The organism is Streptomyces sp. NPDC016851, assembly GCF_055562795.1.
Genome location: NZ_JBVHEP010000025.1, coordinates 141,543 through 154,814, shown reverse-complemented (window position 1 = coordinate 154,814; position 13,272 = coordinate 141,543). Strand labels below are relative to the sequence as shown.

Below are 13,272 nucleotides of genomic sequence, written 5' to 3'. Positions count from 1 at the left end.
GGTTACATTCCGAACCCGGAAGCTAAGCCTTACAGCGCCGATGGTACTGCAGGGGGGACCCTGTGGGAGAGTAGGACGCCGCCGAACAATTATTGGGAAAACCCCCGCATCTTCGGATGCGGGGGTTTTCTGCGTTTAGGGCCCTCTTCCGAGGGGCCCTAAACGTCATAGGCGTCCAGCCGCCTTCAATGCCAAGTACGCGTCCGCCAATGCCGGCGCCAGATCGTCCGGTGTCGAGTCCACGACTGTCACGCCGTGGCGGCGGAGTTGTTCTGCCGTGCGGTGACGTTCGGACTGGGCCTGGGCGGCTGCGGCTGCCTCGTAGACGGCGTCGACGTTTCCGCGGGCCTTCGCCATTTCGCTGATGTGCGGGTCCGCTACTGATGCCAACAGGACCGTGTGGCGCTGGGTGAGCTGGGAGAGGACCGGGAGGAGGCCCTCTTCGATGGGGGCCGCCTCCAGGGTCGTGAGGAGCACGATCAGAGAGCGGCGGGGGGACGTGCGCAGGGCTGTGGCCGTGAGGCCTCGGGCGTTCGTTTCGACGAGCTCGGGTTCGAGCGTGGCCATCGCGTTGACCAGGGACGGAAGGACATCGCCTGCCGTGCGGCCCTGGACGAGGGCGCGGACCTTGCGGTCATAGGCGAGGAGGTCGACGCGGTCGCCGGCGCGTGAGGCGAGGGCCGCCAGCAGGAGGGCCGCGTCCATGGAAGCGTCGAGGCGGGGTGCGTCGCCCACGCGGCCCGCCGAGGTGCGGCCGGTGTCGAGGACCAGGAGGATGTGGCGGTCGCGTTCCGGGCGCCAGGTGCGTACGGCGACCGCGGACTGGCGGGCTGTGGCACGCCAGTCGATGGAGCGGGTGTCATCGCCGGGAACGTACTCGCGCAGGCTGTCGAATTCGGTGCCCTCGCCGCGGGTGAGCAGGCTGGTGCGGCCGTCCAGTTCGCGGAGGCGGGCCAGTTTGGAGGGCAGGTGCTTGCGGCTGGTGAAGGGGGGCAGGACGCGTACCGTCCAGGGTGCCTTGTGGGTGCCCTGGCGCGAGAAGAGGCCGAGAGGGCCGTACGAGCGGATGGTGACGCGGTCGGCCTGGCGGTCCCCCCGGCGGGTGGGACGCAGGCGGGTCGTCACGCGTCGGCGTTCGCCCGCGGGGACCGTGAGGCGGTGTCGGGAGGCCGTTGTTTCCATGCCCGGCTGCCAGGCGCTCGGTGGCCATGCATCGCGGAGGCGGGCACGGATGGGGCGGCGGGTCGGGTTGGTGACGGTCAGCGTCACGTCCGCGGTGTCGCCGAGGCGTACGGACGTGTCGCCGGACCGGGTGAGGCCCAGGCGTCGTACGGGGGCGGCCAGGGCGAAGTCGCAGGCGCAGGCCACGGCCAGGGGTGCGTTGACCGCCAGGATGCCCGTCCAGCTGGGTTCCCAGATGCCTACGGGGAGGGAGCCCAGGGCTGCGAGGAGGGCGGCGCGTCCGGTGAGTGCCATCAGCGGGGGACGGGGACGTGGGCGAGGATCGCGTTGATGACGGAGTCGGCCGTCACGCCTTCCATTTCGGCCTCCGGACGGAGTTGTACGCGGTGGCGGAGGGTGGGGAGGGCGAGGGCCTTCACGTCGTCGGGGATGACGTAGTCACGGCCGGTCAGCCAGGCCCAGGCGCGGGCGGTGGCCAGGAGGGCCGTGGCGCCTCGGGGGGAGACGCCGAGCGTGAGGGACGGCGACTCGCGGGTGGCGCGGCAGATGTCGACGACGTAGGCGGTGATCTCCGGGGAGATCGTCGTCTTGGCGACGGCGGCGCGTGCCGCTTCCAGGTCGGCCGGGCCCGCCACGGGGCGTACGCCGGCGGCGTGCAGGTCGCGTGGGTTGAAGCCCTCGGCGTGGCGGGTGAGGACGTCGATCTCGTCCTGGCGGGAGGGGAGGGGGATGGTGAGTTTGAGGAGGAAGCGGTCCAGCTGGGCTTCGGGGAGGGGATAGGTGCCCTCGTACTCCACCGGGTTCTGGGTCGCGGCGACCAGGAACGGGTCGGGGAGGGGGCGAGGGGTGCCGTCGACCGTGACCTGGCGTTCCTCCATGGCTTCCAGGAGGGACGACTGGGTCTTGGGGGGCGTGCGGTTGATCTCGTCGGCGAGGAGGAGGTTGGTGAAGACCGGGCCGGGCTGGAAGGAGAACTCGGCGCTGCGGGTGTCGTAGACCAGGGAACCGGTGACGTCGCTGGGCATCAGGTCGGGGGTGAACTGGACGCGCTTGGTGTCGAGTTCGAGGGCGGAGGCGAGCGCGCGGACCAGGAGGGTCTTGGCGACGCCGGGGACGCCTTCGAGGAGGACGTGGCCGCGGCAGAGCAGGGCGACGACGAGGCCGGTCACGGCGGGGTCCTGGCCGACCACGGCCTTGGCGATCTCGGCGCGCAGGGCCTCCAGGGCGGCTCGGGCGGCGCCCGGGTCCCCGGTCTGCCCGGCGTTGTCAGTGGTCGGGTCCATCATGGACGGCGTACCTCTCTTTCGAGGGCGTCGAGTTGGTCGGCGAGTGCGATGAGTGCTGCGTCGTCGCTGGGCGGTGGCCCGAAGAGCAGGGTGCGCAGGTCCTGTCCGTCGCCCTGGAGGTGGGCTGACAGGGCGGGGAGCAGGGCCTCGGGCGTGTGCGCCTGGGTTACGGGGACGCCTGTGAGGGGGGCGAGGCGGGTGCGAGTGGTGGAGCGAAGAGCGTTGGCCGCGCGGTCGCGGGCGTCGGCCTTGCGGTAGAGGCGGGCGCGGCCTTCGGCGGTTTCGGAGGCGCGGATCGCGACGGGGAGTTTTTCGGGCACGAGGGGGCCGAGCCGGCGTGCCCGCCAGAGGGCGGCCAGGGCTGCGGCGATGAAGAGTTGCAGGGTGCCCCAGAGCCAGCCCGAGGGGAGCAGGTCGAAGAAGCTGCGTTCGTCGTCGGTGCCGGTGGCCGACGTGTCGGAGAGCGAGGGGAGGTACCAGACCAGATGGGGGCGGGAGCCGAGGAGCTGGAGGGCGAGCGAGGCGTTGCCCTGCTTGTCGAGGCGGTCGTTGAGGAGGATGTCGGGCGCGCCGAGGACGACGGTGTCGCCGTCCCCGGTCGCGTCCGGGATGCGCAGCAGGGTGGCCAGGCGCTCGCTGCGGTAGCACGCGTCGGCGTCGAGGTGGGTGGTGGTGTAGCGGACGCCGCCCGTGTCGGCGGTGCCCGCGCGCCGGGCGGCGGGCAGTCGGCAGTCGGGGGAGAGCGTGGATTCGAGGCTGGTGGCGGGGTCGGCGGTGACGCCGGGGGCGAGTCGCTCGACGGACGCGCTGCCGGAGGCGACCAGGACGGTGCGGCCGCGGGAGTCGGCGAACGCGTTGTGCAGGCGGGACTGCTGACTGCGGGTCAGCAGGTCGGGTACGGCGACCAGGAGGGTCGTGTCCGGGCCTGCTGCGGCGGCTGCCTCGTCGAGGGTGGTGACCACGCGTGTGTCCACGCCCCGGTCGGCGAGGAGTTCGGCGACGGCACGGCTGCCGTTGGGGTCGGCGGAGCGCGGGTCGAGTTCGCCGTGCCGGGCGTCGGAGCGGAGCACGGCGATGGCGATGGCCCCCACCAGGAGCAGTACGAGGGCGAGCGCGATGCCGCGCGCGCGGGTCCAGACCTGGCGGGCGGTGGGCGAGGCCGAGGTGGACGGGAGGGTGGCCTCGGTGGTCATTCGGCGGCTCCCTGGCGGGTGTGGGGGGCCGTGCTGTGGGCGCTGCTCTCGGCGAGCTGGGGCTTGGTGCGTTCCAGGTCGCGGTCGAGTTCTTCGATGCGGTGGTACGACTGCTCGGTCGCCGACCGGCCGCCGTATGTCACGTCGTCGAAGTCGCGGGCGGCGGCGCGCAGTCGGTCGGTGTGGGCGGGCAGGGCCCGGCCGGCTTCGGCGGCGGCCTCGTCGGCGGTGCGGCCGGGGCGGACGTCCAGGAGGGCGCGTTCCTCCAGGGCGCGGACGAGGGCGCGCATGCGTTCCTGGACGGCCTGGTTCCAGTGGCCCTGGGCGGCGTGTGCCTCGGCGGCTGCGCGATGGTCGGCGGCGCTGCGGGGGCGGTCGTCGAACAGGGTGGCGGACGAGGTGGGTTGGCGGCGCGGCGTGCCCAGGCGCCACCACAGGGCGGCCAGGACCGCGACGACGGCCAGGATGACGACGATCAGGCCGAGTGTGCCGCCGGGCGTGGCGGTCGAGGCGGCGTTGAACAGTTTGTTGAGCCAGTCCCAGAAGGCGTCGAGGGCGCGCTCGAACAGGCTGGGGTCGTCCTCGTGGTACATCCGCTTCGACAGCTCGCGCCGGGCCGCCTCGCGCGCGGGGTCGCGCGGGATGGTGAGGGGCGGTTCGTCGGCGGAGCGTGCCGACGACAGTACGGACGTGCCGTCGGCACGCAGCAGTGTGCGTATGGCGGCGCCTGGCAGCGCCGAGGTGAGAACGTCCCCCGCCCAGCTCACGGCATCAGCTCCCCGGGACGGCGCCGGGGGCGGTGGGGCCGTAGCCCTGGACACCGGCGGCGCGGGCCAGTTCGAGGTCGAGGGCCTCGCGGCGGATGCGCTGGTCGATGTAGAGGAGCACGGTGACGCCGGCCGTGATCGGGAACGTGATCATGGAGCCGATCACCGAGCCGATGCCGCTGACGATGAGGAAGGTCCAGCCGAGGCCGGAGCCGCCGCTGTTGAGCCAGCCGGTGACGCCGTCGCCGCTGAGGGCCGCGGCGAGGAAGGTGAACGGGATGACGATGATCGAGGCGACGACGCTCGCGATGATCGTGGCGAGCAGCTGGATGCCGAAGATCCGCCACCACGTGCCCTGGACCAGTTTCGTGGAGCGGCTCATGGCCTTCTTGACGCCCTGCTTCTCCAGCATCAGGGCGGGAGAGGCCAGCGAGAAGCGGATCATCAGCCAGAGGGCGACGATGCCGGCGCCGATGATCCCCAGGACGGTCAGGGCGACGCCCGCACCGGTGCTCCCGGCGAGGCTGACGAGGATGCCGGGCAGGGTGCCGACGGTGACGATGCCCGCGGTGATGAGCAGCAACAGGCAGATCAGGCCGAAGAGTTTGACGACCTGGGGGCGGGCGTCCCGCCAGGCCTCGCCGATGGTCACGGACTTGCCGAGCACGGCGCGGCTGGTGACGGTGGTGAGCAGTGCGGTCGCGATGACCGTGCCGACCAGGGAGATGCCGAAGACGACGGTGGAGTTGAGCATGGCGTCGCCCATGGCGCGGCTCAGTTCGCTGAGGGTGGCGCTGGGGTCGTTGAGTGCGTCGGTGCTGGAGTCGTTCAGGACGAGGCCCTGGAACAGCACGACGATGATCTCGGTGATGACCGCGACGGTCAGGGAGATGCCGAGGACCGTGCGCCAGTAGGTGCGCATGGTGGAGACGGCGCCGTCGAGGATCTCGCCGACGCCGAGCGGGCGGAGCGGGATCACGCCGGGCTTGGCAGCGGGCGGGGGGCCGCCCCAGGCATTGCCCCAGCCGCCGTAGCCTCCGGGACCGCCGGGGCCGTAGCCGCCGGGGGGCTGGGTGCCCCAGCCGGGGCCGGGCGGCGGGGGCGGGGGAGCCTGGCCGGGGACGGCCGGGCCTCCGGAGCCGCTGGGGGCGGACCACTGGGCGGGTGGCGGCTGGTCCTTGGACCACTGCGGGCCGGGGCCCTGCGGGGCCTGGGCCGGCTGGCCCGGCTCGTCCGCGGGCTGTGCGGGGCCGGGGCGGTCGGTGGACTCGGCGGGGCCCGGGCGGTCGGTGGGCTCGGCAGGGCCGGACGCGTCCGGCTTCTGCCCGTCGGACGGGGCGGATCCGGGCGAGGCCCAGCCCGGAGTGTCGTTCATCGTCGCTCCTTCACGGTGCCCGTCCGCGGTCGCGGCGGCAGGTTGGCAGCCATCGTGCCATGGGGTGGTCATGGAGTGACCGGCAGCGGTATGGGCTGCGTACCTTCAATTGTCCGCGCGTTAGGGGGCAGACTGACGGCATGGCTGATCAGTACGCGTACAGCGGCGATGACAAGCGGCCGACCGAGACCCCGGCGATCCGTTGGGACGAGCCACCGGAAGGGCCCGTTCTGGTCCTTCTCGACCAGACGAGGCTGCCGGCCGAAGAGGTCGAACTGGTCTGTACGGACGCGCCCGCGCTGGTGGAGGCGATCCGCTCGCTCGCCGTGCGCGGGGCGCCTCTGCTGGGCATCGCGGGGGCGTACGGTGTCGCGCTCGCGGCCGTGCGGGGCTTCGACGTGGACGAGGCCGCCGCCGCGCTGGCGAGTGCCCGGCCGACCGCGGTGAACCTGGCTGTGGGTGTGCGCCGGGCGCAGGCGGCCCACGAGGCCGCGCTCGCCAAGGGCGGTGACATCAGGCAGGCGGCCGCGGCGGCGCTGGCGGCGGCGCGGCAGCTGCACCGGGAGGACGCCGAGGCCAGTGCGCGGATGGCCGAGCACGGGCTGGCCCTGCTGGACGAGCTGCTGCCCGGCGGCGGGCACCGGGTGCTGACGCACTGCAACACCGGTTCGCTGGTGTCGGGCGGCGAGGGGACGGCGTTCGCGGTGGCGCTGGCGGCGCACCGGGCGGGCCGGCTGCGGCGTCTGTGGGTGGACGAGACGCGTCCGTTGTTGCAGGGCGCCCGGCTGACGGCGTACGAGGCGGCGCGCAGCGGGATGGCGTACACGCTGCTCACCGACAACGCGGCCGGGTCGCTGTTCGCCGCCGGGGAGGTGGACGCGGTGCTGATCGGGGCGGACCGCATCACGGCGGACGGTTCGGTGGCGAACAAGGTCGGGAGCTATCCGCTGGCGGTGCTGGCGCGGTATCACCATGTGCCGTTCATCGTGGTGGCGCCGGTGACGACGGTGGATCTGGACACCCCGGACGGGGCGTCGATCGAGGTCGAGCAGCGGGCCGGTCATGAGGTGACCGAGTTCGTGGCGCCGCAGGTGCCGGTGACCGGGGCGGAGGCGGGCGGTGGCATTCCGGTGGCGCCGCTGGGGACGCAGGCGTACAACCCGGCGTTCGATGTGACGCCGCCCGAGCTGGTGACGGCGATCGTCACGGAGGAGGGTGCGGTTTCGCCGGTCACGGCCGAGGCGCTCGCCGAGGTGTGTGCCCGGTCGCGCCGGGTGGCGGCGGGCTGAGCCGGGTGGCTGCCGGGGCGCGTGCGCAGGGGCGCGGGCTCCGGCAACCTCGTCGCTTGGCGGGGCGAGGGCCTGCCGCTGCGCGTCGTCGAGATCACCAAGGGGGGCTGGCGAGGGCAGACAGTAGCGCTTGCTGCGACTATGGTCACTGGCCGGTGACCTACCTCACCACTGCCTTCGCCACTGTTATGAGAATGGGATGATGTCGTTTATGAAGGGACGAGTCCTTGTCGTCGACGACGACACCGCACTTGCCGAGATGCTCGGCATCGTGCTGCGTGGTGAGGGTTTCGAGCCGTCTTTCGTGGCCGACGGCGACAAGGCGCTTGCCGCCTTCCGTGAGTCCAAGCCCGATCTGGTGCTGCTCGATCTGATGTTGCCCGGCCGGGACGGCATCGAGGTGTGCCGCCTGATCAGGGCGGAGTCCGGTGTGCCGATCGTGATGCTGACGGCGAAGAGCGACACGGTCGATGTCGTCGTGGGCCTGGAGTCGGGTGCCGACGACTACATCGTGAAGCCGTTCAAGCCGAAGGAGCTGGTGGCCCGGATCCGGGCGCGGCTCAGGAGGTCGGAGGAGCCTGCTCCGGAGCAGCTCGCCATCGGTGACCTGGTCATCGACGTGGCCGGGCACTCCGTGAAGCGGGACGGGCAGTCGATCGCGCTGACGCCGCTGGAGTTCGACCTGCTGGTCGCGCTCGCGCGCAAGCCGTGGCAGGTGTTCACGCGTGAGGTGCTGCTGGAGCAGGTGTGGGGCTACCGGCACGCGGCGGACACGCGGCTGGTCAACGTGCATGTGCAGCGGCTGCGCTCCAAGGTCGAGAAGGACCCGGAGAAGCCGGAGATCGTGGTGACCGTCCGTGGTGTCGGGTACAAGGCAGGACCGAGCTGACATGTCCGGCGACAGTGCCGCTTCGGCGCCCGGCCGGTCCGGGGCCCGCCCGGGGCGGTCTGTCGGGCGGAAGAAGGCGGGTTCCCGCTGGGGACGGTTCCTGGAGAGCGGGCTGCTGCTCCAGGGCGGGGTCCAGGGCAGTCCGGTCATCCGGCTGTTCATGCGGTGGGTGCGCCGGCCGCTGCTGCCGGTCATGCGGCTGTGGCGGCGCAACATCCAGCTCAAGGTCGTCGTCACGACGTTGCTGATGTCGTTGGGCGTGGTCCTGCTGCTGGGCTTCGTCGTCATCGGGCAGGTGCGCAACGGCCTGCTGGACGCCAAGGTGAAGGCGTCCCAGAGCCAGGCCACGGGCGGGTTCGCGGTGGCCAAGCAGCGGGCGGACGAGGCGGCGAGCGGCACCGGCGACGATGTCGCCACGGCGGACGGGCGTCCCGCGCAGAACGTCACCGAGTGGATGAGTGACCTCGTCTCCTCGCTGTCCAGCGGTGGCCAGGGCGCCTTCGACGTGGTGACCCTCCCGGCCTCCGACGAGGACGGCGCCGGCGGCCGCGGGCAGCGTGCCTCCGGCGAGGTGGACTGGAGCAGGAGCGTGCCCCCCGAGCTGCGCGAGCGGATCGGCAGCAGCACGACGGCCGCGCAGAGCTACACCCGCATCACCTACAACAACGCGACCAAGGACTCCCAGCCGGGCCTGGTCGTCGGCAAGCAGGTCAACGACCCCAACGGGGACCCGTACCAGCTCTACTACCTCTTCCCGCTCACCCAGGAGGAGAAGTCGCTGAGCCTGGTCAAGGGGACCCTCGCGACGGCCGGGCTGTTCGTCGTCGTCCTGCTGGGGGCCATCGCCTGGCTGGTGGTGCGGCAGGTCGTCACGCCGGTGCGGATGGCGGCGGGGATCGCCGAGCGGCTGTCCGCCGGGCGGCTTCAGGAACGTATGAAGGTCACCGGCGAGGACGACATCGCGCGGCTCGGCGAGGCCTTCAACAAGATGGCCCAGAACCTCCAGCTGAAGATCAGCCAGCTGGAGGACCTGTCGCGGATGCAGCGCCGGTTCGTGTCGGACGTGTCGCACGAGCTGCGTACGCCGCTGACGACCGTACGGATGGCCGCGGACGTCATCCACGAGGCGCGTGAGGACTTCGACCCGGTGACCGCGCGGTCGGCGGAGCTGCTCGCCGACCAGCTGGACCGGTTCGAGTCGCTGCTCGCGGATCTGCTGGAGATCAGCCGGTTCGACGCGGGTGCCGCGGCGCTGGAGGCGGAGCCGATAGACCTCAGGGAGGTCGTACGGCGGGTGGTCAGCGGGGCCGAGCCGCTCGCGGAGCGCAAGGGCACGCAGATCCGGATCCTGGGCGACCAGCAGCCCGTCGTCGCCGAGGCCGACGCCCGCCGCGTGGAGCGCGTGCTGCGCAACCTCGTCGTGAACGCCGTCGAGCACGGTGAGGGCAGGGACGTGGTCGTCAAGCTCGCCGCAGCCGGCGGTGCGGTCGCGGTCGCGGTGCGGGACTACGGGGTCGGGCTCAAGCCGGGCGAGGCGACCCGGGTGTTCAGCCGTTTCTGGCGGGCCGACCCGGCACGCGCGCGTACGACGGGTGGGACGGGTCTGGGGCTGTCCATCGCCCTGGAGGACGCGCGGCTGCACGGCGGCTGGCTTCAGGCGTGGGGCGAGCCGGGCGGCGGTTCGCAGTTCCGGCTGACGCTGCCCAGGACCGCGGACGAGCCGCTGAGGGGCTCCCCGATACCGCTGGAGCCCAAGGACTCACGGCGGAACCGGGGACTCGACGACGCCGGGCTGCCGTGCGGCGGCGGGGACGGCGAGAAGCGGGCGACCGTGCCGGCACAGTCGGCGAGCGGGCCGGTGCCGGCGGGACAGGCGCGGGATCCGATACCGCCGCGGGCGGCCTCAGCGGCCCCCACGGCCGATCCGACGGCCCTGCCCGGCAACGGTGCGCGCGTGGTGCCCCGGCCCGCCTCGGGCAGCGCGAGTGCGGCCGGCAAGGGTGTGGTGAGTGGTCCGGCGAGTGCGGCCGGCAGTGGTCCGGCGAGTGCGGCCGGTGACGGCAAGCCGAGTGGGTCTGCCGGGGCCTCTCGGGGCCGGGACGTGAGCGGGCCGAGGGAAGCGGACAGGGACGACGGGTCCGCGGGCTCGGGCAGGGAAACCGAGACGGAGAGCGCGGACAGGCATGGGGAGGCATCTCGTGGGCGCTGACCGTGGGGGGCGCGGTCGGCGTACGCCCGCGCGCGTGATGGTGTACGCCGCCGGTGGCGTCCTGCTGATGGCGGGGTGTGCCTCGATGCCGGACAGCGGGGATCTGCGGGGTGTGGAGTCCACGCCGCGCCAGGACACCCAGGTACGGGTGTTCGCCGTGCCGCCCGGGGAGGACGCGCCGCCCTCGGAGATCGTGCAGGGCTTCCTCGAGGCGCTCACCAGCGACGACCCGCACTACAAGACCGCGCGGCAGTACCTGACCGGCGAGGCCGCCAAAGCGTGGCAGCCGGAGACTTCCACCACCGTGCTGGCGGAGGGGCCGGGTGCCAAGCCCGAGGCGGGGGGCGGCGGGGAGGACTCCGGCGAGATCTCGTACACGCTCACCGGCACCAAGGTGGCCACCGTGGACGCGCAGCAGGCGTACGCGCCGGCCACCGGGGCGTACGGCCGCACCGTGCATCTGACGCAGGACGAAAAGAGCCGGCAGTGGCGGATCGACGCGCTGCCGCAGGGCGTCGTCATGGGCGAGTCGGACTTCCAGCGCAACTACATGTCCGTCAACAAGTACTACTTCGCTTCGAACACCACGGTGGCCGGGGCGGACACCCAGCCCACAGCGGTCGCCGACCCCGTGTACGTCCGCCGGCGGGTGGACCCCATGACGCAGGTGGTGCGCTCCGTCCTGAGCGGGCCCACGCGGTGGCTCGGGCCCGTCGTCAGGTCGAGCTTCCCCACCGGTACGGCGCTGGCGAAGAAGACCGGCGCGCTGGCTCCCGACGACCGGAACAAGCTGACGGTCCCGCTCAATGACAAGGCCGCGGGCATCGGCACCAACCGGTGCCAGGAGATGGCGGCTCAACTGCTTTTCACCCTGCAGAGCCTCAGCCCCGCGGTGGAGGAGATCGAGCTGCGGGCCGACGGGGAGGAGCTGTGCTCCCTCACGCAGGGCACGGCCGATTCCGCCGCCTTCCGGAGTGCGGCGCGCCGCCCCGACTACCTGTACTTCGTCGACGGCAAGGACCGGCTGGTACGGATCCCGGCGGGCAGCAGCGATCCCGAGTCGGATCCCGCGCCGGGGGCGCTGGGCGAGGGCGACACGGCACTGCGGTCGGTGGCCGTCTCACGCGACGAGCACACCGCGGCCGGCGTCAGCCTCGACGGCAAGTCGCTGTACGTGGGATCGCTGGTCTCGGGCGGTTCGCTGGGCGAGCCGGTACTGCGCAGCCATGGCCGGTCCGAGGCCGACCGGCTGACGACCCCCAGCTGGGACGCGCACGACGGCCTGTGGGTGGCCGACCGCGACCCGGACAATCCCCGGCTGCTCCTTCTGCAGGAGGGCAAGGGTGATCCGCTGGAGGTGCGCATGCCGCGCGTGGACGGTCGGGTCCAGGCCGTGCGGGTGGCCGCCGATGGGGTGCGGATCGCCCTTGTCGTGGAGAAGGGCGGCAAGAAGACCCTGCTCATCGGGCTGATCGAGCGCGAGGGGAAGCCGGGCGAGCGACCTTCCGTCAGGGTGGCCGAACTGCGCTCGGCGACGCCGGAGTTGGAGGAGGTCACGGCCATGTCGTGGGCCGGGGACAGCCGGCTCGTGGTGGTCGGGCGTGAACACGGCGGCGTGGAGCAGATGCGGTACGTCCAGGTCGACGGCTCCACGCCGGACGTACCGGCGCCCGCGGCCCTGACCGGCGTGAAGGAGGTCACCGCCGCCGAGGACGAGCGGCTGCCGCTGGTGGCGTACTCGGTGGACGGCATCGTCCGGCTCCCGTCGGGCGCGCAGTGGGAGAAGGTGACGGAGGGGACGGCGCCGGTTTATCCGGGGTGAGGTGTGGCGCCCCCGCGCCCTCCTTTCGTCGGGCGCGGAGTTGTCCACAGGCCGTTGTCCACAGGGGTGGCAGGGCGGGGCCCGGGGCGGCACAGTGGTGGGCATGCGGGGGTGGTGGCAGGACCTCACCGACCTGGTGCTGCCGGCCGAGTGCGGGGGCTGCGGGAGGCCTCGTACGGTGCTGTGTCCGGAGTGCCGTGCGGTGCTGAGCGGAGTCGCGGCACTCCGGGTGCGGCCGGAGCCGGAGCCGCCCGGGCTGCCCCTGGTGCATGCGGCGGCACGGTACGCGGACGAGGTGCGGGCGACGCTGCTGGCCCACAAGGAACGGGGCGCCCTGGCGCTTGCGGGTCCCCTCGGGGTGGCTTTGGCGGGAGCCGTGCGGGCGGGGCTGCAGACGGCGTGGGGCGACTCCTGGACCGGGGCCGAAGGGTCGTGGTCCCGGGCTGTCGGGGCTCCTGTGCTGCTCGTGCCCGTGCCGTCGGGGCGGCGGGCCGTGCGGGCCCGTGGGCATGATCCCGCGCGGCGGATCGCGCTGGCGGCGGCGGGGGAGCTGCGTCGGAGCGGGGTGCCGGCCCGGGTGCTCGGCGTGCTGCGGCAGCGGCGGGCCGTGGCCGACCAGGCGGAGCTCAACTCCCGGCAGCGACTGGACAATCTCGCGGGCGCGCTGGCGGTGGTGCCCGGGGGTGCCCGGCTGCTCTCCGGCGGACCGGTCGTCCTCGTCGACGACGTGATGACCACGGGGGCGTCCTTGGCGGAGGCCGCGCGGGCCGTGCGGGCGGCGGGGCCGGTTTCGAACGCTGCTGGGGCTGTGGCCGTGTACGGGGGAGAGACGTGGGAAAGCAGAGAGGAACAGAACGTCGGAACTACGCGAGAGAGGGCGGGTCGGCGGCCCGGTCGGCAGGCAATGACGTGCGCGGGCGGCGCCGACGGAGCCGTTGACGTGGTGTGCGCGGCAGTGGTCGCGGCATCACCGGACTCTTTTGAAATAAACCGGAACTGACTGAGATCTTGCGTCGTTGCAGGTAGCGAGAGGCCTTATTCACCTGAACGGAGGTACGCCGCAGTAGAGGGTGACGACATCCGTCCAGGCGAGATATGTTCGGTTGAGAGGGAAAGCCGCAGGCCACACCTCTCAAATCCGAATGCCGCGTCGCGGGTTTTTCTTCATCACTCGCGACGGTGGAGTGGAGATCTCGCCCGCGGGGGAGGAGGTGGAAGTCACCGAGTCCGAGGTCCCGGGGCACACCGGGACCTGGTGCA

At 72.5% G+C, this 13,272-nt stretch carries 10 protein-coding genes and 1 rRNA gene; 6 read left to right on the top strand and 5 right to left on the bottom strand.

The window, feature by feature from the left end:
* Positions 1-87, top strand: a 5S ribosomal RNA gene (rrf, locus tag ACZ3I3_RS32780); the annotation flags it as partial.
* Positions 88-165: 78 nt separating this feature from the next.
* Here rrf and ACZ3I3_RS32775 read toward each other — a convergent pair.
* Genes ACZ3I3_RS32775 through ACZ3I3_RS32755 form a run of 5 tightly spaced genes read right to left on the bottom strand, consistent with a single transcriptional unit; the run spans position 166 to position 5,803 of the window.
* A complete protein-coding gene (locus ACZ3I3_RS32775; RefSeq protein ID WP_467370941.1) occupies positions 166-1,476 on the bottom strand; it encodes a DUF58 domain-containing protein in 1,311 nt (436 codons plus the stop codon).
* A complete protein-coding gene (locus tag ACZ3I3_RS32770) occupies positions 1,476-2,465 on the bottom strand; it encodes an AAA family ATPase (RefSeq protein ID WP_399408159.1) in 990 nt (329 codons plus the stop codon). The genes ACZ3I3_RS32775 and ACZ3I3_RS32770 overlap by 1 nt, the downstream gene beginning before the upstream one ends.
* Complete coding sequence (locus ACZ3I3_RS32765) at positions 2,465-3,661, bottom strand: DUF4350 domain-containing protein (RefSeq protein ID WP_467370940.1); 1,197 nt, start codon at positions 3,659-3,661, stop codon at positions 2,465-2,467. Before ACZ3I3_RS32765 ends, ACZ3I3_RS32770 begins: the two co-directional genes overlap by 1 nt.
* Positions 3,658-4,428, bottom strand: coding sequence for a DUF4129 domain-containing protein (locus ACZ3I3_RS32760; protein WP_467370938.1), 771 nt, complete (start codon positions 4,426-4,428; stop codon positions 3,658-3,660). Before ACZ3I3_RS32760 ends, ACZ3I3_RS32765 begins: the two co-directional genes overlap by 4 nt.
* A gap of 4 nt (positions 4,429-4,432) precedes the next feature.
* Positions 4,433-5,803 (bottom strand): DUF7847 domain-containing protein, encoded by a 1,371-nt coding sequence (locus ACZ3I3_RS32755; protein ID WP_467370937.1) that lies wholly within the window; start codon positions 5,801-5,803, stop codon positions 4,433-4,435.
* Positions 5,804-5,943: 140 nt separating this feature from the next.
* On the opposite strand from ACZ3I3_RS32755, the gene mtnA reads away from it, so the two are divergent.
* The 5 genes from mtnA to ACZ3I3_RS32730 all read left to right on the top strand — a co-directional run bounded on the left by mtnA (position 5,944) and on the right by ACZ3I3_RS32730 (position 13,012).
* Positions 5,944-7,092: an S-methyl-5-thioribose-1-phosphate isomerase gene (gene mtnA / locus ACZ3I3_RS32750; protein WP_467370935.1), complete on the top strand. Its 1,149-nt coding sequence runs from the start codon at positions 5,944-5,946 to the stop codon at positions 7,090-7,092.
* A 199-nt stretch (positions 7,093-7,291) separates the two neighbouring features.
* Positions 7,292-7,981 carry a two-component system response regulator MtrA gene (gene mtrA, locus ACZ3I3_RS32745; protein WP_003990656.1) on the top strand — a complete coding sequence of 230 codons (690 nt, stop codon included), beginning with the start codon at positions 7,292-7,294 and terminating at the stop codon, positions 7,979-7,981.
* 1 nt (position 7,982) lies between these two features.
* Positions 7,983-10,190, top strand: coding sequence for an MtrAB system histidine kinase MtrB (gene mtrB / locus ACZ3I3_RS32740; protein ID WP_467370933.1), 2,208 nt, complete (start codon positions 7,983-7,985; stop codon positions 10,188-10,190).
* Positions 10,180-12,012 (top strand): LpqB family beta-propeller domain-containing protein, encoded by a 1,833-nt coding sequence (locus tag ACZ3I3_RS32735; protein ID WP_467370931.1) that lies wholly within the window; start codon positions 10,180-10,182, stop codon positions 12,010-12,012. The genes mtrB and ACZ3I3_RS32735 overlap by 11 nt, the downstream gene beginning before the upstream one ends.
* Positions 12,013-12,115: 103 nt before the next feature.
* Complete coding sequence (locus ACZ3I3_RS32730) at positions 12,116-13,012, top strand: ComF family protein (protein ID WP_467370930.1); 897 nt, start codon at positions 12,116-12,118, stop codon at positions 13,010-13,012.
* Positions 13,013-13,272: the final 260 nt, after the last annotated feature.